The following is a 23,659-nucleotide window of genomic DNA, read 5'->3' as shown; positions in this document are numbered from 1 at the left end:
TTAACAGTATTAAATAATACTATCTAAAACGATTAAGCACGGCTCATGAACTTATGTTCACTCGTGTTGATTTTCACTTTCTCGCCGTTAGCGATGTACTCAGGAACTTGTACAGTTAAGCCAGTTGTCATTGTCGCAGGTTTAGTACGAGCACTTGCTGACGCGCCTTTAATTGAAGGATCTGTCTCTGCAATTACTAAATCAACTGCTGAAGGTAACTCAATCGCAACTGGTGCGCCATCAACGATAAGAATTTGAAGACCTTGAGTTTCTTCAGTGATGAAAAGTAACTCTTCTTCAATTGCTTCTTTGTTGAAGTTGTATGGAGTGTAGTCTTCAGAATCCATGAATACATACTCATTACCATCAACATAAGAGAACGTTGCGCTGCGACGACTAAAGTCAGCTAAATTGATCATGTCATCAGCTTTGAAGCTTTCGTCTGCTTTTGAGCCAGTTGCTACATCGTACATACGCATACGGAATAATGTTGCACCTGCACGGCCACTTGGAGTTAGCTTGCTGATTTCTTTAACGAAAAATACTTTACCGTTGTGTTCAATTGCTGAACCTTTTTTGATGTCACTTGCCTTTGGCATGATAAAAAATCCATAAATAATTGGTAGGTGGAAAATACCACGAACTTTTTATATCTCCAATAACTATGTGACAGAAACTCGCATTTTATAGCGCTTTATTTGTCACTCGGCCTTGTTGCCATGAACGCAACATCATAACGGCTGTATAAAGAACCACAAATGCCACTAACCAAGCAAGCATATCCACATCGAGGGACTTCACAATAAATGCCGCAATTAACACACCAATAGGCCCGGTTATCGCCACCACCAAAGATGCCCTTGAGTTCACCGCTTTCTGCTTGATAAAGCCACCAGCCGAGAAAAAGCATAAAAAAGCACATGAGCACATCATAATTGGAAATGCCGCTAACGGGTTCATACCTAACAAGTAAATCATCGTCATACACGGCGCGTATAAACCAATCCCTATTGTCATTAATGCACCAAAAATAAAGTTACCAATGATCCCGATAACCAATTTTTCCCCCGTTAATCCCAACGCTTCACCACCTAGTGGGAATAAATCTAAGCGTCCAGCAAACATCAGCAATGCAACAACTAACAAAGCCCCAGCCATGATCAAACGGATCAACTGACGGTCAAAATTTGATACTAATCGAGCACCAACAGTTGCACCAACACACGCCGCAATAATTAAGCTAACTAACGTCGTTAAATCCACATTAATAGCGGTAAGAAAAATTAAGGCTTGAAAAACCGTTGCCATGGTTGCTTGAGCATTTAAGGTGCCAGGTAATACTTTGTCATCAATTAAATTAAACTGTTTATAACCAGCCGTTTTAATAGCAAAACTTCCCACACCAAGAGTGTCACAAAGGTTTGCGAAGCCACCAATTAGACCAACAGCCCATATATTAGTGTCTTTTTCTGAATCCTTTTTCTTAAGCCATAATGAAACCAGCATAAAAAGGAACGTTAGGCCTCCAATAATAAGGCCTATTTGTAAAAATAATAGAACAGTCATTGATACATCACATCGCTGAAATAATGTCGGGGATAGTAATTCAGATTAATAAGAAAAACCAGAGTATCCCTTATACGCCAAATGGAAAGCCTATTTAATAGATAACAATAATTTCATCTTTTTTACATTTTATTGCTATCAAATGGATTTATTTAATCTATAACATAACTATCGGCTTTACCTATTACATACTTATGTTTTCTTACCGTTGCTTTTAAAGTAACTTGATTGATTTCTTTGCAAAATAATGGCGTTTTTGTTAGTAGATTTGATAAATAAAAAACAATGATGCTAAAAACAAATATTTTTATAATTGATGCTAACTCTATTAACTATTTTTATCGATAATTACTTAAATTAGTATACTATCCAAAAACGAGTTCTAGCTCCCAGACTGGGAGAATGAATTTCTTCAAAGTAGACACCTTTAAACTCCTTCCTAGCTATATGGTAAGAGCATCCTCTCTTCCCTTTTTTAAGGATAAGCTATGCTTGATAAAAGCAACCCTATTGAACGCCGAATGCAGATCACTACATTAGCGTGGCCAATCCTGGTCGAAATTTTACTTCGTACAGCCATTAGTACCAGTGATGTATTCATGCTAAGTGGCTATTCTGATTTGGCAGTATCTGCTATTGGGGTTATCTCTCAAATCATTTTCTTTTTAATGATCATTTCAATGATGGTGAGTACAGGTACCGGCATTCTTATTGGCCAATACAACGGGTCGGGCCGACCACAACAATCAACTGATGTAGCCGTAGCCAGTGTTGTACTCGGTGGGATATTAGGACTTGGCCTCAGTTTGTTCGCCTTTTTTGCCGCAGATCCTATTGTTATCATGTATGGACTAGAAAGTGACGTTGCCACTTTTGCCTACGATTATTTAATCATTACTGGCTCTTTCACGTTAACTGTAACCCTTGGTATTGTCTTTTCGACCATATTACGCAGTAATGGATACTCTCGTACCCCAATGATAGTGAACCTTCTCACTGGCGGTCTTAATATTGCCGGTAATTACTGTGCGCTATACCAACCGTTTGGATTACCCGTTTATGGTGTACAAGGTGTGGCCGTATCGACCGCGTTTAGCCAAGTGATTAATACCATTATTTTATGGATTATGCTCCACAGAAAACACATTGCACTACCAATGGCCAACTTTAAGAAGATACCTCAAGCCACCTATAAAAAAATTATGCATATTGGCGTAATGAACGCAGGTGAAATGCTCTCTTATAACTTGTCACAAATGGTCATTGTGTACCTTGTTGTACAAATGGGTACCGCTTCATTAACTGCATTTACTTACGCCCAAAATATTGCTCGCGTTTCTTTTGCTTTTGCATTAGCAGTCGGTCAAGCAAGCCAAATACAAACGAGCTACTACGTAGGAAAAAAATGGATTGAACAAATTCTTACTCGCGTACAACTCTATTTTTTGGTCTCTCTTGCCGTGTCTGTTGCCCTTACTTGTATCGTCTTTTTCTTTCGCTATGAATTACTTAGCCTATTCACACAGGATCCAGAGGTTATAACCTTAACCGCAGGATTAATCGCAGGCTCTATTTTAGTGGAGGCGGGACGGGTATTTAACCTTGTCTTTATATCCGCTCTTAAAGGTGCTGGAGATATTAAGTTCCCAGTTCAAATGGGAATATTGAGCATGTGGGGAGTGGCCGTTAGCCTCACTTATCTGCTTGGTGTTCATTTTGGATTCGGTGTACTTGGTGCCTGGCTAGCATTTGCAGCAGATGAATGGGTCCGTGGGATCATTATGGCTCGCCGCTGGCGATCTAAAGTCTGGACCAAGTTCAATCTTATCTAATACCAATCGTAACAAATAAAAATGGGCAAAAGTAAATAAATACCTTTGCCCATTTTATTAGTAAGCTCGGTTATCCTGAGTAAATGACAAATCCATCGCTTGAGGTCGGATCCATGATTTAAATCCGCACTCTACTCTTAAAGAACTTACTATGTCTTTTGCATTTTCATAGGTAGTAAAGTCAGTCACTAAATAATACGTATCTTCTATTTTATATAGCGTCAATATATTACTACTGCACACTTTATAATTTAGCTCTGGCATGGATGAAAAAGCATAAGCCTGAACTCGATATATCTCAGCTTCTTTTTCAAACAATTCATCACTAAAAGAAGTACTACTAAAAAGTACACCTACTAACAATAAATACTTAAACACCCTATTTATCCGATAACCGATTTAAAGTTGAATAATAAGGGAAATAATCATCTTATTCTATTCATAAAATGAGAATCTTTTAGAGCCTAACTAAGCATCTAAAAATTAAGATGTTTATATAAAACTAATCCATCAAACTTTTTGATTTTATCGCTTTTTTAGACAGTTCTTTGGCAAAATCAGCGATATCTGATTCAAACGCTTCAACACTTTGTCGAATGTCATCCAATTGAACAGTCTGCATCTGACGCTGTTCCATGACCACTTTGCCATTTACAATCGTTGTTTCTACGTTACTTGGGTTAGCTTGATAAACCAGCGTAGCGTAAGGATCATAATTTGGCATCATGTTCGCTGATTGAGTTTCAATAATGATGATGTCCGCCTTCTTCCCAACTTCTAAAGAGCCAATTTCATCTTCCATGTGCAAGGCTTTTGCACCACCAATAGTTGCCATCTCGATCACTTGTTCTGGGGTCATAATGGTTCTATCTGAGTGTTTTAAACGCTGCATATTTGCGGCATAACTTAACGTGCGCCATAAATCCACTTGGTTTGAACTCATTGGTCCATCCGTCCCTAAACCAACTCGCATATCCGCACGAAACATATCCCAAGCAGGAGCAATGCCTGTTGCCCCTTTCGCATTCGCCATTGGGTTATAAACCACTCCCGCATCCGCTTGTTTTAATAACGCTTGATCATGTTGAGATAAATGAATACCGTGAGCAATCACCATTCGTTCGTCCAGAACACCAATTTCTTCTAGATATTCAACTGGAGATTCCGCTTTGGTTGGATCTTTAATTCTTGTCTCTTCATTTGGAAACTCAGCAACATGAATTAAAACAGGCACATCATAATCTTCAGAAAGTTGATTGATCTCTTGAAGCTTTTCTTTACTTACCGTGTACACGGCATGAGGTGCATAAGCTGGCGTGATTAATGGATCATTTTGATATTCTTCAATAAATGACTGGGCATATTGAATACCACCATACGGTTGTTTAGCATCCACCACAGGGAACTTAATGACAGTTTCACCAAGTACGGCTCTTAACCCAACCTCTTTGGTCGCTTTAGCCATTTCATCCATGTGATAATACATATCAGCATAAGTGGTAACGCCACTCTGAGCTAAATCGATAGCACCGAGCTTAGTGGCATTATAAATCAGCTCACGGCTTAACTTTTGTGCTTCTAGCGGGAAAAAATAAGCAAATAGTCGATTAGAAATGCCTTCTTCACCTAAACCACGAAATGCGATCATCGGAAGGTGGTTATGAGCATTAATCATTCCTGGCATCACAATACCGTCATTCGCATCAATATTTTTTGGTGCATAATATTGACTTAGTAATGTCGTATCACCTACCGCTATAATTTTATCGTTTTTAATCACCACGACACCATCATTAATCACTTGCATATCGGCGTTTACGGTTAATACTTGTCCGTTATTAATGATCAAATCTGCATTATATTCTTGCTGCTTTACCATCGTTCCACAACCCGATAACAATACGGCGCTAATACTCAATACCAAGCTTTTAAGCTTCATTCCTAAACCTTAATCATGCCCCCATAAATAAAAAAAAGAAGCATTGGGGAAAATGCTTCTTTCTTTGATTAATTTAATTGATAAATATGATTATTACGAGACGATTCTTCCTATCAAACCATAATATTGTGGGATAGGTCTCTCTATTTACTACTCTTTTACTTGAGAGCGGCGCTTTTGAATTTGGGCCATAACAAACTTAATCATTATCGGGAACAAACCAAGTAAGGCTAGTGAACCTAAAATCTGCGGTGAAATTAGCCCAGATAGCGAGGTTATTTCTGATAATTGCGTACCTGCATTTAAGTACACCATCGTCCCCGGCAGCATACCTAGCTGACTAAATAGATAAAAGCGACCTACCGATATTTTGGTTAATCCCATAAGTAAGTTGATTAAAAAGAAAGGAAACACTGGGATCAAACGTAATGTCAGCAAATAGAATGCCCCGTCTTTTTCCACGCCTTCATTAATCGCTACCAACTTATCTTTAAACTTACTGTCTACCCACTCTCTTAATAAATAACGACTACTCAAAAACGCGATGGTTGCTCCAATGGTGCTCGCAAACGATACGAGTAATAAACTCCACCAAAAACCAAACAGTGCTGCGCCAAGCAAGGTAACAACAGCCGCACCAGGAATAGAAAGTGCCGTAACTACCACATAAGAGATAAAATAAATGGCACTGTACATCAACAAATTAGCTTGTATGTCACTCTGTACGTTTTGATGAAAGGCTTTTACCTGATCTAACGTTAACAAGTGTCCAAAATTAAAATAAACCACAGAAAACGAGATCAAAAGAGCGACAAGTAATATCAGTTTCTTATTCATAGTGCTCTCCTGTTGTTACATTGGTATTCATGATTTTACTTAGCTCATCAAAACCACCTACGTATTTACCATCCAACCAAATTTGAGGCACTGTCACAGGCGTTTTCTCACCAATAATGGCTTTAACCTCTGGGATCATACGATATAAAGCCGCACTGTCTTTCACCACATCGTGATAAGTGTATTCAACTCCGGCCTCATCCAGCGCCGCTTTTGCTTTAATACAATACGGACATGTTGCTTTACCAAATACCACGTTACCTTTGATATCATCACGCTTGGCGACTTGAGCTATAACAGCTTGAACCAAAACACCACGATTTAACGCTTCACCTTGGCTAATCACTTTATCTTCAACAATGATAATCGGTGCATGCCATGCTTTAAGTTTTAACGGCTCCCACCAGTAAGACAACCAATCTTTCACTTCAAGCTCAATAGGAATACCAGCAAGCTCAGTGTTAAATGTATCTTCAAGAATATCTTTCGTTAAAGTGCACTCTCCACATGGAATATTGACTTTGAATGGGCCCCAACTGCCTGCCCAGCGATATAATGTGATTTTTATTGGTTTCATTGCGACTTCCCCTATCAGCAAACTGATTTACTTAAAATTAAACTGAACCGTTTAGTTTAATTTAGTCGAATTTCAGTTTAAGTCAACCTTTATGATTAATATTATCGCTACATGATCTAAGTATATGCTAAGAAAATGCTTATGAGAGATAAGTACTGCTTCTTGCTAATTAAGAGTCACAAATAATTGGAGAGTTCAATTAAATTACCGTCAGGATCTCGTAAATAGACTGAGATTATCTTGCCTAGCGCTCCTGTTCGTTGAATTGGACCATCAATGATAGCCACGCCTTGTGACTCAATATGGCTTTGAACTTCATTAATGGGCGTATGAGTGATAAAGCAGAGATCAGCACTGCCGCTTTGAATCTGTGCCGCCTTGGGTTCAAACTCATTTCCTAATTGATGAAGGTTTATCTTTTGCTCACCAAAAGTAAGGGCGACCCGGCCCTCACCAAAGGTAACGATATCCATTCCGAGCACGTTCGAATAAAACTGACTCGTCACTTCAATGCTGTTAACCGTTAAAACAAGATGATCTAAACGTGCAACTTTCATGATTCATTCCCTATGAAACAAAAACGTAAAACATTATTCAGATTTAAAGATAATACCTAAAAACATTTGGTGAGCGAGTTCAATAAGCTCTGCATCTTTTGTTAGCTGTAACGATGCCAATAGCCCGTTATAAACTAGCCCTGCTTTTTTGGCCTTTAACTCTGCATCTTCAATATCGTGTCTTTTAAATAACTCGATTAATAGCTCTTGTGTGCGCTGTTTGTATTGCGCACTTACCTCAGTAATACCTTGATCTTCACTGCTGTATTCACTGTATGCCAATTGAAAATAACAACCGTTAAATGACTCGATATCAATACACCCAGCAAGACCTTCAAAACGAAACGCAATTTTTTCTTCTAATGTTAGTTCTGTATTTTCAAACAAAGCTTGGACATGAGAAAGAGATTGTTGGCTAAACAACTCTAATGCGTTGGCAATTAAATTCTCTTTAGATTGAAAATACTTATATATGGTCGCTTTAGATAACCCCGTCGCTGCGGTAATTTTATCCATACTCGTACCATGAAAACCATGTAATGCGCACAGTTCTATCGTCTTTTTAAGTGCGTTTATTCTTTTTTCTTCTTTCATACATCACTCTCCATTAATGCTGTGATTTTAGCAAAATAAACTGTTTAGTTCAAAAATAGATTGACAGTATCAAAATAAACGATAAATTAAACTAAACAGTTTAGTTTATTAATCAGGAGATAAAAATGAATACTAAAACTTGTAAAGCCATCTCAGCAGAAACTTCGTTAGGTTATAAAATTGGTGTCTTTGGTGTCGTACTTACCCTACTTTGGATAGGTATTTTTAAATTTACCCCAACAGAAGCAGCAGCTATCGAGCCATTAGTTGCAAACCACCCTTTAATGGGTTGGATATACCGATTTATGTCAGTACAAATGGTATCAAATATCATTGGCTTGACTGAAATTGTGATTGCAATAGGACTTATTGTTGGTTTTGTTAAGCCTAAAATTGGTTACTATTCAGGGATCCTTGCTTTACTTACATTTATTGCAACACTTAGCTTTTTAGCAACGACACCTAATACATGGAAAGTCGTTGATGGCGTATTAACAACCAACTTCTTTTTACTTAAAGACATTGTGTTTATCTCGGTATCACTACTTGTGATTGAGCATAATAAAAAATACGCATAATCAATAAAAACAGCCTGCTCAATTCTCATTAAGCAGGCTGTTGTATTTTTTGATGTTAAACAGAGATCACCCTTGCATGTGTAAGCTCTACTTAAGACCAATACCCATTAAGAGTGCTTTTGAATCGCGCGCGGTTTTCCGTTTGAATCTATTGCTACATAGTTAAATGTTGCTTCACAGACTTGAAAACGATGACTAACTTCGTCTTCTTTAATTGGTTTAACCCACACTTCTAAATCAATCGACATAGACGTTCGTCCAATTTTGGTACATTCACCATAGCAACAAACCACATCACCAACACTTACTGGCTTTTTAAATGTAATGCTAGACACTGAAACCGTTACAATACGGCCACCAGATATTTCTTGTGCTAAAATTGCACCAGCTAAATCAAGCTGAGACATAATCCAACCACCAAAAATATCACCATTAGCATTAGTGTCTGCTGGCATAGAAAGAGTCCGAAGAAGTAACTGCCCTCTTGGTGTTTGATTAGTATTTAATCTAGATCTCAAAATAACTCTCCACATAAAATGATTTTGTGAAGGGTATCACATTTTAAGGCCATCATCAGAGGTATTAGCTCTAATAAAGAATTTATCCTCACGATGAATTCGATGGTTGCTACCTTCCTCTTAAACCTCTTAAACCTCTTAAACCTCTTAAACCTCTTAAACCTCTTAAACCTCTTAAACCTCTTAAACCTCTTAAACCTCTTAAACCAGCAATAATTAAATATAAAAAATGTTTTGTATTCTCATTTTTAATTACTTTTATATTCATTAGGTTAAGTGATTTATATCTAGCATTCACCTCACTTATAAAATACTATTTACTAAAAGGCACTTATAAATAATAGCCTTACTATAGCATGTCGATAATAACGCTGTTTGATTACAAAACAGTACATATTTATATTAATTAAAATAGAATTACATATTATGAAACATATCTTAACTGCTTTGCTTGCTTTATCTTTATTTGGGTGTGGTGGTGACAGCTCCTCCGACAATAAAACCGTAGTTAATCATGTAACAACCCAAGAAAAAACTGTAAACCTTGATGGCATCAGTTTAAAGTCAATTATTTACCCAGAAAAAATAAATGATTACTCTAACCAAGACCATTTAAAAGTCGTCTTTTCTACAGATAATATTACAGATGGTTCAGAAACCATATCTTGCAATTGGACGATAGATAACATTACTGTTTCAAATGATTGTGAATATCAGTTGAAAGAAAATGAACACCTTTCGCCTATTGTTGTATCGGCTCAACTTAATTATAAAGAACAAGTAACCGAGCCATTCATTAAAACATTTACTAAGGCATTTCCTATTCAACAAGTAGAAAATAGTTATAGTAAAGTGACTCTGCTTAATACCGGTCAAGTTATAGAATGGAACCATATCCTTGATGGTGAATACGCTTATCAAGCAGAAAGACGTTTTGAAAAAATTCCATCAATGGATAATCATCAGTTTATCGCCATCTATGCACATGCTAATGCCTTCTCTGGTATAAAAAATAATGGTGACTTCTACCTTTGGGGTCCAAAAATAAAAGATAATGTTGATTTAATTGATGCTATCAACGCTGAAGGAGTTAAAAAAGCCACTTCTGCAAATAACTATTTTTCAATATTAACCAATACAGGCAATGTTTATATTATTGGTAATACTAAAGGCACAACTAAAAAATTAACTATCGATAATGGTATTGATATGTTAACGAGTGAAAGCAGTACTATTATTCAAACTGAAGAAGACAAAGCTTGCTTAATTGAAGATAGCGGAAAAATATCATGCAGTGATATACAAGGCGATATAAAGAATCTTGTAGAGCTAAAATACGATTATAAAGGTAACTACGCGCTTTTAACTGATCAAGGCAATCTATATCGATGGGGAAAACTAGCAAAAGCACAAGGCGAATTAGTTAGCCAAAATGTAGAGAATATTATTGCAAATGATAGTGCTTTTGCTTTTCTTAGACTAGATGGAACCGTTGGTGCTTGGGGAAGCAGAACTCAAGGTGGTGAATTCATCTATGATTATTATAGTTTTGAGCAAACTTACTTTAAAGCCAGTAAGAAATGCGTACCTGTAAAAAACAATGAATCAGACTATGACTCAAGCGATATATATGATCCTAACTATGAACCAGCTTATGATCTGATATGTGGCCGAGGTTATGAGCAAGTGTCTATTCCTGCGTATTATTCGCCAGAAAAAAAACACTCTGAGCATAAATTAGATACTGAACTGACCAATGTTAAAAAAATCGTTGGCGCGTCTGGCTCTTTTGCGGCCTTAACTCTTGATGGTGATGTTATTACATGGGGAACTATCTTTAGTGGAGGTAATATTTACTCAGATAAAGTTAACCATGCAAATGAATTAACCAATATCGTAGATATAAAAACAAACACAAACGGGTATTCAACCATACGACAAGATGGTGATATTACTTCATGGCAAGGAATATGGGATATTGCAGCCGAGATACAATTTGGTGAATATATTAAATATTATTATTATGACCAAAATAGACCGAGCCATGTAGGGTTCTCTGATGCATTTATCAAAGCATCTCCAGATAGTGTTACCTCTTTCACATCAAATGAAGGCGCTTATTTATTAACAGAAAAAGCAAAGCGAGAATCCTCTCCCCACTTCATCCTTAACTCATGGGGATTTAAAGAGCTTGGTGCTGGTTTAACAAATATAAAATTACCTGGAAAAGTTGATAAAGTATTCCCACATAAAACGGGCTTTACTATTTATACAGACCAAGGTCATATTTATAATATTGATGTACCCAATGAGATCGCCGTGCTTAAAAAGGTAGAGACGACGATTTAAGAGGTAAAAAACAAATGCATGGATATGGTCTTTGTATTGACCATATCCATTTTTACAATAACTTTTTTAAAACTGCAGTGAATCACCTTGCTCAGGGAAAATAAAATTTACACCTAAGTTGTTTGCTTCTGCTAGCTGATTTTTAATAATTACTTTAGGATCTTCACTGTTCTTTAAGCTGTATTTGATGTGGCTTATGGCTACGTTTAGATCTTTTAAAGAACCTTTGCCATTCATTCCTTCAAGCACACTTAATTCTTTAACTAACCAGTTTGGCGTTAAATGTCCAAACAAAGACTTATCTGGGGTTTCGTTGGTAAAAGAAACTTCAATAATTATCCCCTTTAACTTCCCTTGTTTTACAAAAGGAGCTAATGCAGACCATGCTGTCTTCATTGCCGAACTTTTCTCTACTTCATCTGGTCCTGTATCACCAAAATAAGCAAATACATCTCCTTCACTGTCTTTTAAAATAAAGACCGTAGATTGCCCACCAGAATGAGATAAAGGTAATGACATCACACTCATTGTTGTTTCAGCTACCGAACTCCAAACACCCGGTTGAAGATCCACATAATTGTATTTGTTCAGTTTAAAGCCCTCACCTTTGTTACCAAAATTAGGCCATGCAGACCAATTAAAGTAATTCTTCATGAGGTCTTTATTTGTCGCCTCTAATCCATATATCGGCTTTTTACTGTCATCAGGAGAAGAGATAATTAAACCAGCAACATGGTCTAAATGCGCATGACTAATAAAGTAGCCCTTAATCCTATCCTTTAATAGGTAACCAACTTTGGTGTAAAGAGAACTGTCTGGCACGGTAATATCTTTAAACGCACCTTTCTTCTCTGAAACAATTAATCCATTAACAACAGAGCCTGCATCAAGCATAACAAAATTAGAATCCACCTCACTTTTAACTAAAAAAGCCGTTAAATTGCCATCTTGAATTCCCCCTTTACTTCCTAACGTAACGGTATCAAAACTCGCTGATTGAGCCGAAAAAGAAAAAACAGACAAACACGTAAATAACACTGCTAATTTATTTTTAAACATAGCTAACCTTAATAAAGTCGCACACCCTTGTGCTCAACCTGATAATACAATGAGATAAATGAATGATGTATTAAATATTTAAGACTATTGATAAGAAGGTAATTATAAATGGCATGCTCCACAGAATTTGATAGTTCTAACATCTTTATCGAAAAATCCACGCTACACTCCGACTTAATGTTAATCACCATAAGTAGTAATCATGGCGACAATCAGTGACGTTGCAAAGTTAGCAAGAGTTTCTACCGCTACCGTTTCCCGCGTAATCAATAACTCTGCTTATGTTGAGCCTGTGACTCTTGAGCGAGTACAGAGCGCCATTCGTGAACTCAACTACCAACGAGATGCAAGAGCTAGCGCCTTAGCAAAAAAGACAAATAACACCCTCGGATTATTAACCGGCAACCTAGCAGATCCTTTCTTTGCCCTAATAGCCAAACACGTAGAAGAAGTCGCACGTAAACATAAATGCCAATTAGTCGTGGTAAGCGGAGGTCATGATGCACAGCGAGAAAAAGAAGGATTGGATTTTTTGATCAGTCAAGGATGCGAAGCCATGGTGGTTCACGCAAAAATGCTAGACGATACCACCCTACTTAGATACAGCGCTCAACTCCCTTCGATGGTATTGCTTAATCGCACCATACCGCAAATATCCAACCGCTCTGTCTATATTGATAATAGAGCTGGTGCCAAAGAATCTGTAGTTCATTTGATTTCACAAGGTCATCGCAAGATCGCCTGTGTCACCAGTGACCTTCCTATTGAAGACAGAACAGAGCGACTTAACGGTTATCGCGATGCCATGAAAGACGCTAATATTACTATTGAACCAAACTGGATAATAAATCAAAACTTTAGTGAACAAGGCGGAGAACTGGCAGGTGAACAATTATTAGCTCAATGCCCAGAGATCACTGCTGTGGTTACCTTTAACGATGTAATGGCCGCTGGTTTAATGGCTAATTTACATGAAAACAATATTCGTGTACCTGACGATATTTCTATTATTGGGTTTGACGATGTTTTATTAGCTCGATATCTCTACCCACGCTTAACCACAATGCACAACCCTATTGATGAGATGTCGAGCTATGCTGCTGATTTAGCATTAAAAATAAAAAACACTGGCTATGTTCCACCCTCAAATCATCGCTTTAATGCCACCTTGGTCGAACGACAAACCGTCATACCTTGTTCAGATAAACAAGCTCTAAAAGTGTGATGAATATCTTAGGTAACAACTCCATGTAAGCGCTTACATGAGTGCGTTACCTATCTCTCATATTCTAATTAATAGAACTCTTATTATGACCTCATAAAAACAAAACAACCCTACATCTGTTTACGAGGAATACAAAATGACACAATCAAAGCCTCTTCCATCATTTGCACTCGCAATAGCACCTATTGCAGTCATGTTTGGTCTACTTGCAATTGGATACGGCCTATTTGGTCTACAAATCGAAGCGCTCCTGCTTACTTCAGCAACCTTCACTGGTTTTATCGCTTATAAAATGGGATACAACTGGGATGAAATAATGAATGCTATTGTTGAGAAACTGGCGAAAGCAATGCCGGTTATCTTAATTTTAGTTTCGGTTGGTGGCCTAATCGCAAGTTGGATGGTCAGTGGTACCATTCCTTACATGGTGTACTGGGGATTAAAAGTTATTAGCCCTCAATACATTTTAATCGCCGCTTTCTTTGTTACGAGTGTGGTTTCTGTGTGTACTGGTACATCATGGGGATCTGCAGGTACAGTCGGTGTTGCTCTAATGGGCGTAGCTGCCGGACTTGATGTATCAATGGCGGCAGCCGCTGGTGCCGTGGTTTCTGGTGCTTACTTTGGTGATAAAATCTCCCCTCTTTCTGATTCAACAAACTTTGCCCCTATTGTTTCTGGCACTACATTATACGAACACATCCAACACATGCTTTATACAACGCTACCAGGCTTTGTTATCGCTTCTGTTGTCTTCTTCTTTGCGGGTCAATACGGTGATATAGCAAATGTAAGCGAGCCTCAAAAAGTATTAGATATTCTTGCAGGGTTAGAAAGCCTATATAACCTTAATATCCTATTAATCGTACCACCAATCATGATCTTATGGGGTGCATTAACTAAAAAACCAGTACTTCCTCTTATGCTTGCAGCCTCTGCTCTTGCTCTACTTATCGGTGTATTTCTACAAGGTTTCAGCTTACAACAAGCACTACAAGCGTTTGTTAATGGCTTCAATATCGATATGCTGAACGCCAACGGTCACACAACAGATGGTTTAGTTCCTGATATTGCAAAACTGCTTAATCGTGGTGGTCTATTCTCAATGATGAGCACCATTCTTCTTGTATTTTGTGCCTTTGCTTTCGCGGGTATTTTGAGCCTAACAGGTGCATTAAATGTGGTGTTAGGTCGCTTCTTACATCTTATTCACAGCACTGGTCAGTTAATTCTATCAACTGTGATTGCAACCATTACTGTGGTACTCACAACTTCTGATGGCAAACTTGCACTCTTAATCCCAGGTGAATTATTCCAGAACGCTTATCGAAAAATGGGATTAGATACCAAAAATCTATCTCGAACGATTGAAGATGCAGGCACCATTATCGAACCATTAGTTCCTTGGACTGCAGCAGGTATTTACATGGCAAGCACACTAGGCGTAGCAACGCTCGATTACCTTCCATGGGCAATTCAATGTTACACCGGCGTGATTTTTGCCATCATTTATGGTTTCACGGGCTTTGGTATTGCAAAAGCGCCAGTAATTCAAGACAACGACTCATTATCTCCAGTTGACGTAAAATAAGGCTATCTCATGACAACTTCTTTTGACTGCATTCACAACCGTTGTAACACCGGCTCATTAAAATGGGATTTCATGAAAGAAAAGCTCGGATTAGATGGCACAGACCGACTACCTATGTGGGTGTCTGATTACGACTTTCAAGCGCCACCACACGTATTAGAAGCGCTTCATAACCGCATTGACCATGGCATTTTTGGTTATGCAGAGCGTAATGATGACTACTATCAAGCTGTTATCAATTGGTATCAAGAACAGCATGATATCTGTATAAAAAAAGAGTGGATAACAACCGTACATGGCGTATTACCAGGGCTTTCAATGGCAATTCAGCTACTCACTGAAACCAATGACAAAGTGGTAATGCAAACGCCGGGCTATGGCTCGTTTCGTAAAATCGTTGAATTTAATGACCGCGTATTAGTTGAGAACCCATTAATTGAGCAGCAAGGAAACTACACTATCGACCTTGCTCATTTAGAATCTTGTTTTCAGCAAGGCGCTAAAGTGATGATTTTCTGTAACCCTCACAACCCTGTTGGTAAAGCATGGTCAAAAGAAGAGATAACCGCTGTAGCAGAGCTATGTCATCAATATGATGTGTGGCTATTAAGTGATGAAATCTGGGGCGATCTTGCAATGGGAGATAATACTTACCATTCAGCCCTATCACTACCAGAGGATCTACAACAAAAACTGATTGTAGCTACAGCGGCAAGCAAAACATTTGGTTTGTCTTCAGTGCGTATTTCTAATTTCATGATCCCAAATCAAGAATTAAAAGCACGTTTAGTTCGCCGTTTAGATGCTCATGGCATGGATGTTTATAATAGCTTGGCAATGTGTGCAGCAACCACCGCTTATCAAACTTCAGCACCTTGGTTAAATGAACTTAAAACGTATCTACAAGAGAACATAAGCATCCTATCACGCTTTATTGAAACCGAACTGCCAGAGCTGAACTTTACCCCACCAGAAGCAGGTTATTTAGCATGGGTAGATTGTCGCTCTCTTGGGTTAACAGACAAAGAACTAGAGAGTAAATTAGTAGAAGCAGGTATAGTTCCAAGCATGGGGATTGCATTTGGCAATGAAGGTTCAGGCTTTATTCGCTTAAACCTAGGTTGCCCTCGTGAAGTCCTCGTTCAAGCGATTCAGCGAATTAAAGTAGCGTTGAGTTGCTAAGTGAATAACCATAACCACTAAAATAAAAAAGCCGCTAAATTCAGCGGCTTTTTATCATAATAGCTCAAGCAACTGAGTGTCATATCCTAATTATCTCCCACTGTTAGCGTTTCATTTTGCTTTCTAAATTGTTCCGGTGTTACACCAGTATGCTTTCGGAACATTTTAATAAAAGAAGACCCTTGGCTATAACCAAGCTGATACGCTATTTCATTAATACTTATGGATTCTTTCAATAATGTCATTGCTTTAACTAATTTTGCTCTCTGTCGCCAATCATTAAAGCTCATTTTTAATTCTTTTTGAAAACGTCTAGCTAACGTCCTTTCTGTACTAAATACACGTTTAGCCCAAACAGATAAACTCGAATCATCTTCAGGAGTTTCTTCCAGTTGCATCAAAATAGGCGCTAATAACTTGTCTTGCGTTGATGGTAAGTAAATTTCAATTGGGTTTGTTTTTACTAATCGGTCCATAAGTACATAGCTAAGGCATTTATCTTCTTCTGAACTCACCATCGTTGTTTTTCGCTCAATTAAGTCATCAATTATGGCTCTTAATAACGGTGTTAATGGGATCATACACGCGTGTTTAGGAAACTTTTCACTCAACTCTGCCGTAATATTAATAGCGCAATACTCGATGTCATTCCGATTAAATGCTCGGTGCTTTTGGTGAGGAGGAGTCCAAATCGTATAGTTTGCAGGGCACACCATTTTCTGTTGATCTACTTCCATCTCTAGCACACCTTGCTTAATTAAATGCAACTGCCCCCAAGAGTGTGAATGCGGTAAGGTTTCTGTTTTCGCCTCAATAAAAAAATAGTGGCAGAACACCTCTGTTGGCAATGTTTCTGTCAATTTAGGCATGAATTTTTTATCTGTCGTAATCGCTATATTCGGTGTCATAAATGGTATACCACTGCTCTCTGTATTAGTGTGATAATTCTGTTAACTATCAATAACAGAGATAAATATGAATCTATTTTTCCCAATTGTTGCTGTCTTTATTTGGGCTGCAAACGCAGTAGTAAGCAAACTAGCCACTGGCGCAATAGAGCCCGGAGCCATTGCTTTTTATCGTTGGTTTTTTGCCTTATTTATTTTGTTGCCATTTTGCATTAAACCTGTATGGCAACAACGACAATTAATCGTAAGTAACTTAGGTAAACTCACTGTTCTCGCCTCACTAGGTATGGTGTTAAATCAATGTCTTGCTTACTATGCCGCTTACACAACGAGCGCAACAAACATCGCCGTATTTTTATCACTCATGCCCCTATTTGGGCTATTTCTTGCTGTGCCTTTATTAGGCAATAAGCTAAAAAAACAAGCATTAATCGGTGCCGTTATTTCTCTTTCTGGCTTGATCTATATGCTCAGTAAAGGTAACCCTACTAATTTACTCACAAACGGAATTCAACAAGGTGACGGTTTAATGTTTATTTCAAGCTTAGCCTACGCGCTTTATTCAATACTGCTGAATAAATGGAAGTTACCTCTTAAGCCTTGGGCCTCTATCTTTAGTCAAGTCTCGATTGCCACATTACTGCAACTCCCTCTGCTTCTTAGCAGTGACTCTTATGTAATTACTACAGATGCTTTGCCGATGGTTCTGTTTGCTGCTGCATTTGCTTCTGTATTAGCACCGTGGTTTTGGTTAAAAGGAGTTCAACGAATTGGAGCAGCTCAAGCAACCTTATTCATGAATCTAGTTCCGATATTTACAGTAGCAATTAGCCTTGTCTTTTTAGGCCAATCACCCACCATATATCACCTTATTGGTGGTGGTTTTGTCTTTATCGGTTTATTACTCGCTCAAGTAAAAATCTTACCTCTTCGAGTGAGTATTAGTCCGAATATAATCAAGCCATCAAAAAACTGATCTTACTCACAATCGCTCTGTTCATTTCTTAACGATAAAAAAGAGCCGGTAACATTACCGGCTCTTAAGATTATTTAGATTCAAAAGCCCGAACTAATAATCCATCACCAGACACCTGATAAGTACCTGATTCAATGAATAATGATTGCCCTGCTAACAACACAGTGTCATTAAATTGAATACGTCCTTTGGCAACCAGTAAAATTGAACGAGAAGTCACCGTTAAAGATTGTTCATACTCAGTAACTTGGCATAATGCTAACCCGAAATCAGTCTCTGCTGGCTGCAATATTTGTTCTGATTCAACAAGCATTGGTGCTAACTTTTCAGGGATAAACGAAGTAAATTGAGTACAAGCCATTAACTCAGCGGTATCAATATATTTTGGAGTAAGCCCTGCTCGTAATACATTATCTGAACAGCCCATCAACTCAATACAAGTACCCTTTGTATACGCATGAATAGTACCAGCCGGTAAATACATCGCCTCACCAGGTTCTAAAGTTAAGCAGTTCATATAAAGTGGCGCTAATACCCCAATATCACTTGGATAATAATGTGCAAGCTCAACCAATTGCTGCCACATTGGATCATTGTGACCAATCCCAATAGATAATGCCTGTGCAATAATCTGCTGCTTATCTTCTTGTGCTAATTGCAACAGTGATAATAATAATGTCTGATGATTAAATGCATCACTTTGTAAGATAACGTTTAATGCATCCGACTGAATTAAATTAAGATTATCCGTAATATCGTCTAACTTTTTAAATCCCACCATAATTTTAAAAGGTGACAGCGCCATGACCATTTCAGGTTTCGCGTAAGCATCTTTATAATTTCGGTGCGGTGCGTCTAAAGGAATGTGTTGTGCATTTTCACGCTCAAACCCTTCTTTAGCTTGAGTATTATTCGGATGAACTTGAAGAGATAAAGGTTGAGAGGCACTCAATACTTTAAACAAAAAATTCAGCGGTTTTTGCTCTAAAAACTTATCTAATGTTTGCCAAGAACTGTCATCAAGTTGAACTTTAGAAGGCAGTGATGGATGCCCACCCAACCACAATTCCGCAAGCGGTTTATCACCTTGGATTGGAAGGCCAAACAATCCATAAAGTAAGTGAGAGCCCCATTGATAATGTCGTTGCCCTGCTTCAACTGTATATACACTATTCATAAAGATAGCTCTTTAATTGCAGAAATAAGTGCCATTAATCCTTGATCTACTTTTATGCGCGGACAACCTAAGTTAAGTCTTACAAAATCTTTTCCAGCAACCCCGTAAGTACTGCCTTGCATGATGGCAACTTTATGGTTCTTAATTAAGCTCTGATTTAATGCATCCATATCTAGCGATAAAGAAGAAAGGTCAATCCATGCAAGATACGTAGAGTCAGGGATTTGATAACCAATACTTGGTAACTCTTTCGCCAACATCTCTTGAACATAGCGATGATTCTCATATAAGTATGACTTCAGTTCATCAAGCCAAGGACCCCCTTCTTGATAGGCAGCCATTAAACCAATAACACCAAGAATAGAAGGAGAAGAAAGCCCATCCACTTGTTTAAGGTTAAATAAGTAATGCTCTCTTGCAACATCATCAGCTATAAAAGCATAAGAACCGTTAAGTGCCGGAATATTGAATGACTTTGATGCTGAACTAACTAAAGCCCAACGAGTTCCCATTCCAAACCCTTGCCAAGGCGTATGAGGTTTAAAACAAATGTCCATGTGGATCTCATCACTGATCACTGCCACATGATACTTTTCACAAAGAACTGCCATGCGTTTCAGCTCATCAGCACTCCAGATTTTACCTGTCGGATTATGAGGGCTGCACAGCAATAAAACCGTATTATTCGGATCGGATAATTGAGCTTCAAATACATTCCAATCAATTTGATACCCATCTGAAGAAGGAGATAATTGATTTGGAATAATGCTTCGATCTAATCCCAAAATCATTTTATCAAAAGCATCATAAGCAGGAGTGTGAATAATAATACCTTCACCTGCACTACTCCATTGACGGATCAGCTGAGAAATAATGTAGATAACAGAGGGTCCATACACAAGATGGCTACCATCAAGCTCAGCATTAAAACGACGTTTAAACCAATCAGTAATTGCTCCTTTAAAATCGCTGTGATCCCAACGGCTATAACCAAAAACAGGATGTTCCATTCGTGATTTTAGTGCGTTCATAACCACAGGTGGTGCAGCAAAATCCATATCTGATATTGTGAATGGCAAAAGATCGGCCTCACCGAAGCGATCAGCAACGTAATCCCATTGAGTGCAGTAACTGCCTTTACGATTGATTTGCTCAGAGAAATTAAACATAACGACTCCAAAAGTGCATATTTATAGAGAACTAAAAAACAAAGAGTATTGAAAAGGTGGAGAGAACCTCCACCTATTAACGATTAAGCTGTTGCTGACATTAAGGATTGCATTTCATTTTTTACAATATGAACTTGTGCGCCGATCACAACTTGTAAATTATGCTCATCAAGCTTAACGACACCAAGTGCGCCATACAGTTTTAACTGAGCATCATCAACTAAACTCATGTCTTCAACCGTCATACGTAAACGTGTAATACAGTTATCTAATGACGTGATATTTTCTGCACCACCTAACGCAGCAAGGATAAGTTTTCCTTTACCACCAGCCGTTGCAATAATTGCCGCTTCTTCTTTAGACATCGCAATATCTTCAGCTTCACGGCCCGGAGTTTTAAGGTTGAACTTAAGAATCGCAAACTTAAACACGAAGTAATAAACCGTGAACCAAATACCAGCAACCACAGGAACTAAATACCATTTAGTCGATAAGCCTTGAAGCACACCAAAGACTAAGAAATCAATAATGTTGCCATCTGTGTTACCAATAGTAACGTCTAGCATTCCCATAATCATGAAGCCAAGACCAGTTAAAATTGCGTGGATAAAATACAACACTGGAGCAACGAATAGAAACAAGAACTCAAGTGGTTCAGTGATACCACCTACAATACAAGCAACCACACCTGAAACTAATAACGCTTTAATCTTGCTGCGATTTTCAACTTTAGCACAGTGATACATAGCTAGAGCAGCACCAGGAAGGCCACCCAAGAACGCAGGCATTTTACCTTGAGATAAGAAAGCAGTAACTGATGGAGTAAAACCTTGAGTTTCAGAACAAGAAAGCTCTGAATAGAAAATATTTAACGCACCAGACACCGTATCACCACACACTTCCATCGTGCCACCCGCTTCAGTAAAACGGATAAGCGCAACTAAAATATGATGAAGACCAATAGGTAAAAGTAGACGTTCGCTCATGCCAAACAAGAAAGGACCAAAATCACCCGCACCAGCAATTACATGACCAATACCGTTAATACCAGCGGCAAAGTAAGGCCAAATAAAAGGAACCAGTAAACCAACAACACCTAAAGTAATCGTTGAAATAATAGGAACAAAACGAGCACCACCAAAGAACGCTAATGCATCAGGCATCTTAAACGTGTAGAAACGAGCATGCAGCTTAGCAACGATAATACCAACGATAACCGCACCTAAAATACCGGTATCAATCGATTCAGTTCCTAAGATAGATTTTACACCGTAAGCTTCACGTAGCACTTCATTATCAAGTACACCATTCACCGTTAGGTAAAAGTTAACCGCTAAATTTAGTGCTGCGTAACCAACTAAACCAGAAAATGCGGCCACCCCTTTCTCTTCACGAGCAAGGCCCATAGGAATGGCAATCGCAAACATTACAGGAAGATAAATAAAGGCAACTAAACCAATTTTTGTCATCCATATAAATAAATATTGGAAAATAACATTGTCAAAAAATGGCATTGCTTCTTTTAATGCCGCACTTGAAAAAGAACTACCGATACCAAGTAATATCCCTGAGAACGCAAGTAAAGCAACAGGAACCATAAAGGTTTTCCCTAAGCTTTGTAAGAACTCCCATAAAGTCGTTTTATTCGCTTGTTGCTGCATAAAATATCCTTAATTAGTCACTTAAAATAAATACTGTAGAGTCATTTAAGTGCCTTCTTTGACTTAAACTTCCTCTTAATCTTGGTCAATACAATACACCTGACAAATTTTGGTAAAACGTTTTACCATTAATCTTGTGCGAGTGATCACGATCTTTTTCCATTAGATTCACAATTGCGCTAGAATGGCTGCAATAAATGTGTTTTATTAGGTAAAACGTTTTATCTAATCGTGGTAAAAGAAGTGCTATGACAAACAAAAAAGCAAATATTAAGGATGTAGCAAAACGAGCGGGAGTCTCAGTAACAACAGTATCAATGGCACTGAGCGATAAAGGACGGATCTCACCTGAAACTATTCAAAAAGTAAATCAAGCGGTACAAGAGCTTGGTTATATTAAAAACCGTACAGCCTCTAACCTGCGCTCAAAACAATCATTATTAATTGGATTGATTCTAAGAGATATAAGCGATCCTTATTACGCAGAAATTGCAGCGGGGTTAAGTGAAGTATTAGAAGAAAAAGGTTATATGCTTTTTCTCACTCAATCAGGAAAAAGTCAGGAAAAGTTCGACCAATGTATTGAAACTATGGTCGCACAAGATGTAGGTGGTATTGTATTTTGCCCTATTCGTGATGTTGGCGTCCCACATATTGAGAGAATACAAGACTTAGGTCTGCCGATTGTTTGCGTTGCACGAGCAAAAGTAGGACAGAAGATTGACTTTGTCGGGCCTGATAATATGCAAGCAGCTAAAATTGCCACAGAGTATTTGATTCAACAAGGACACCGTCAGATTGCTTACGTTGGTGGGCAAAGTGATTCATTAAGCAGAGCCGAACGTTTAGGTGGCTACTGCAGCACACTAATGCAATTTGGTTTACCTTTTAAACCGGAATGGGTTGTAGAATGTGATAAAAGCCAAACAGCCTCAGCAGAAGCTGTCAATGAACTCATTAATAAGAACCCTAAAATCACAGCGATACTTTGTCATTATTCATCAACAGCTTTTGGCGCGGTATATGGTGTAAATCGCTCTAACCGCAGTGTAGGTAAAGATAACCATATAGGGCAACAAATCGCTATCATTGGGTTTGATGATGTACCTGAAGCTAAATTAATTCAGCCATCGTTAACCTTTGTATCATCCCCTATTCGTGATATTGGTCGCCAAGCTGGATATCGATTAATTCATCAAATAAACAATAAAGACAGTGCACCTCAAAGTCTTATTCTAAACCCTGAATTAATTGCTCGAGATTCCGCTTAATCAATAAACGAATCTATAAATTACTTATCATTATCCTAAAAAAGAGCATATTGCGTTAATCAATATGCTCTTCATACACTCACAACATAAGTG

General features: G+C 38.1%; 23 protein-coding genes. 8 read left to right on the top strand and 15 right to left on the bottom strand.

The annotated features are described in order from the left end of the window. Window positions 1-32: 32 nt before the first annotated feature. A complete protein-coding gene (efpL, locus tag PVK63_RS02850) occupies window positions 33-599 on the bottom strand; it encodes an elongation factor P-like protein EfpL (protein WP_130044453.1) in 567 nt (188 codons plus the stop codon). A gap of 85 nt (window positions 600-684) precedes the next feature. Then, window positions 685-1,566, bottom strand: a complete 882-nt coding sequence (locus tag PVK63_RS02845) for a sulfite exporter TauE/SafE family protein (RefSeq protein ID WP_130087060.1) — start codon at window positions 1,564-1,566, stop codon at window positions 685-687. Window positions 1,567-2,054: 488 nt separating this feature from the next. On the opposite strand from PVK63_RS02845, the gene PVK63_RS02840 reads away from it, so the two are divergent. After that, window positions 2,055-3,398 carry an MATE family efflux transporter gene (locus PVK63_RS02840; RefSeq protein WP_130047331.1) on the top strand — a complete coding sequence of 448 codons (1,344 nt, stop codon included), beginning with the start codon at window positions 2,055-2,057 and terminating at the stop codon, window positions 3,396-3,398. Between the two features lie 57 nt (window positions 3,399-3,455). Here the strand turns inward: PVK63_RS02840 and PVK63_RS02835 are convergent, their stop codons facing one another. From PVK63_RS02835 to PVK63_RS02810, 6 genes are all read right to left on the bottom strand, one after another. Then, window positions 3,456-3,776: an SPOR domain-containing protein gene (locus tag PVK63_RS02835; protein WP_165367136.1), complete on the bottom strand. Its 321-nt coding sequence runs from the start codon at window positions 3,774-3,776 to the stop codon at window positions 3,456-3,458. 124 nt (window positions 3,777-3,900) lie between these two features. Continuing rightward, a complete protein-coding gene (locus tag PVK63_RS02830; protein WP_130087058.1) occupies window positions 3,901-5,337 on the bottom strand; it encodes an amidohydrolase in 1,437 nt (478 codons plus the stop codon). Between the two features lie 150 nt (window positions 5,338-5,487). Next, window positions 5,488-6,174, bottom strand: a complete 687-nt coding sequence (locus PVK63_RS02825; protein ID WP_130047329.1) for a TVP38/TMEM64 family protein — start codon at window positions 6,172-6,174, stop codon at window positions 5,488-5,490. Next, on the bottom strand, window positions 6,167-6,751 hold the full coding sequence (locus PVK63_RS02820; protein ID WP_130087056.1) for a glutaredoxin family protein: 585 nt from the start codon (window positions 6,749-6,751) through the stop codon (window positions 6,167-6,169). The genes PVK63_RS02825 and PVK63_RS02820 overlap by 8 nt, the downstream gene beginning before the upstream one ends. Before the next feature lie 176 nt (window positions 6,752-6,927). Further along, window positions 6,928-7,308, bottom strand: a complete 381-nt coding sequence (locus PVK63_RS02815; RefSeq protein ID WP_130087054.1) for a VOC family protein — start codon at window positions 7,306-7,308, stop codon at window positions 6,928-6,930. A gap of 33 nt (window positions 7,309-7,341) precedes the next feature. Then, entirely contained in the window at window positions 7,342-7,902 is a 561-nt protein-coding gene (locus PVK63_RS02810; protein ID WP_130044446.1) for a TetR family transcriptional regulator, read from the bottom strand. 125 nt (window positions 7,903-8,027) lie between these two features. Here PVK63_RS02810 and PVK63_RS02805 point away from each other — a divergent pair, with 125 nt between their 5' ends. Continuing rightward, window positions 8,028-8,480 carry a DUF417 family protein gene (locus tag PVK63_RS02805; RefSeq protein WP_130087052.1) on the top strand — a complete coding sequence of 151 codons (453 nt, stop codon included), beginning with the start codon at window positions 8,028-8,030 and terminating at the stop codon, window positions 8,478-8,480. 107 nt (window positions 8,481-8,587) lie between these two features. Here PVK63_RS02805 and yciA read toward each other — a convergent pair whose 3' ends face one another. Both yciA and PVK63_RS02795 read right to left on the bottom strand, forming a co-directional pair. Beyond that, window positions 8,588-9,013, bottom strand: a complete 426-nt coding sequence (yciA, locus tag PVK63_RS02800) for an acyl-CoA thioester hydrolase YciA (protein WP_165371194.1) — start codon at window positions 9,011-9,013, stop codon at window positions 8,588-8,590. Between the two features lie 94 nt (window positions 9,014-9,107). Beyond that, window positions 9,108-9,266: a hypothetical protein gene (locus PVK63_RS02795; RefSeq protein ID WP_274449240.1), complete on the bottom strand. Its 159-nt coding sequence runs from the start codon at window positions 9,264-9,266 to the stop codon at window positions 9,108-9,110. A 107-nt stretch (window positions 9,267-9,373) separates the two neighbouring features. On the opposite strand from PVK63_RS02795, the gene PVK63_RS02790 reads away from it, so the two are divergent. Continuing rightward, window positions 9,374-11,347 carry a hypothetical protein gene (locus PVK63_RS02790; RefSeq protein WP_242511067.1) on the top strand — a complete coding sequence of 658 codons (1,974 nt, stop codon included), beginning with the start codon at window positions 9,374-9,376 and terminating at the stop codon, window positions 11,345-11,347. Between the two features lie 66 nt (window positions 11,348-11,413). Here PVK63_RS02790 and PVK63_RS02785 read toward each other — a convergent pair whose 3' ends face one another. Next, window positions 11,414-12,406 carry an MBL fold metallo-hydrolase gene (locus PVK63_RS02785; protein ID WP_130087048.1) on the bottom strand — a complete coding sequence of 331 codons (993 nt, stop codon included), beginning with the start codon at window positions 12,404-12,406 and terminating at the stop codon, window positions 11,414-11,416. A 202-nt stretch (window positions 12,407-12,608) separates the two neighbouring features. On the opposite strand from PVK63_RS02785, the gene PVK63_RS02780 reads away from it, so the two are divergent. The 3 genes from PVK63_RS02780 (at window position 12,609) to PVK63_RS02770 (ending at window position 16,404) form a co-directional block, all read left to right on the top strand. After that, entirely contained in the window at window positions 12,609-13,631 is a 1,023-nt protein-coding gene (locus tag PVK63_RS02780; RefSeq protein ID WP_130087046.1) for a LacI family DNA-binding transcriptional regulator, read from the top strand. 136 nt (window positions 13,632-13,767) lie between these two features. Continuing rightward, window positions 13,768-15,222, top strand: coding sequence for a Na+/H+ antiporter NhaC (gene nhaC / locus PVK63_RS02775; protein ID WP_130087044.1), 1,455 nt, complete (start codon window positions 13,768-13,770; stop codon window positions 15,220-15,222). 9 nt (window positions 15,223-15,231) lie between these two features. Next, a complete protein-coding gene (locus tag PVK63_RS02770) occupies window positions 15,232-16,404 on the top strand; it encodes a MalY/PatB family protein (protein WP_165371193.1) in 1,173 nt (390 codons plus the stop codon). 86 nt (window positions 16,405-16,490) lie between these two features. Here PVK63_RS02770 and PVK63_RS02765 read toward each other — a convergent pair whose 3' ends face one another. Continuing rightward, window positions 16,491-17,312, bottom strand: a complete 822-nt coding sequence (locus PVK63_RS02765; protein ID WP_207215697.1) for an AraC family transcriptional regulator — start codon at window positions 17,310-17,312, stop codon at window positions 16,491-16,493. Between the two features lie 67 nt (window positions 17,313-17,379). Between PVK63_RS02765 and PVK63_RS02760 the strand changes: the two genes are divergently transcribed. Next, window positions 17,380-18,288 (top strand): DMT family transporter, encoded by a 909-nt coding sequence (locus PVK63_RS02760; protein ID WP_130088302.1) that lies wholly within the window; start codon window positions 17,380-17,382, stop codon window positions 18,286-18,288. Window positions 18,289-18,358: 70 nt separating this feature from the next. Here PVK63_RS02760 and manA read toward each other — a convergent pair whose 3' ends face one another. The 3 genes from manA to malX all read right to left on the bottom strand — a co-directional run bounded on the left by manA (window position 18,359) and on the right by malX (window position 22,295). Then, window positions 18,359-19,465, bottom strand: coding sequence for a mannose-6-phosphate isomerase, class I (gene manA / locus PVK63_RS02755; RefSeq protein ID WP_130088301.1), 1,107 nt, complete (start codon window positions 19,463-19,465; stop codon window positions 18,359-18,361). Beyond that, window positions 19,462-20,634 (bottom strand): MalY/PatB family protein, encoded by a 1,173-nt coding sequence (locus tag PVK63_RS02750; protein WP_130088300.1) that lies wholly within the window; start codon window positions 20,632-20,634, stop codon window positions 19,462-19,464. Before PVK63_RS02750 ends, manA begins: the two co-directional genes overlap by 4 nt. 83 nt (window positions 20,635-20,717) lie before the next feature. Then, window positions 20,718-22,295 carry a maltose/glucose-specific PTS transporter subunit IIBC gene (gene malX, locus PVK63_RS02745; RefSeq protein WP_130088299.1) on the bottom strand — a complete coding sequence of 526 codons (1,578 nt, stop codon included), beginning with the start codon at window positions 22,293-22,295 and terminating at the stop codon, window positions 20,718-20,720. Window positions 22,296-22,543: 248 nt separating this feature from the next. Here malX and PVK63_RS02740 point away from each other — a divergent pair, with 248 nt between their 5' ends. Next, window positions 22,544-23,566 carry a Mal regulon transcriptional regulator MalI gene (locus PVK63_RS02740; RefSeq protein WP_130088298.1) on the top strand — a complete coding sequence of 341 codons (1,023 nt, stop codon included), beginning with the start codon at window positions 22,544-22,546 and terminating at the stop codon, window positions 23,564-23,566. Window positions 23,567-23,659: the final 93 nt, after the last annotated feature.

The sequence above is a fragment of the Aliivibrio sp. S2TY2 genome (assembly GCF_028765525.1).
GTDB classification, from domain to species: domain Bacteria; phylum Pseudomonadota; class Gammaproteobacteria; order Enterobacterales; family Vibrionaceae; genus Aliivibrio; species Aliivibrio finisterrensis_A.
The sequence above is the reverse complement of the archived record's forward strand: the minus strand, read 5'-3'. Positions and strand labels throughout refer to the sequence as shown.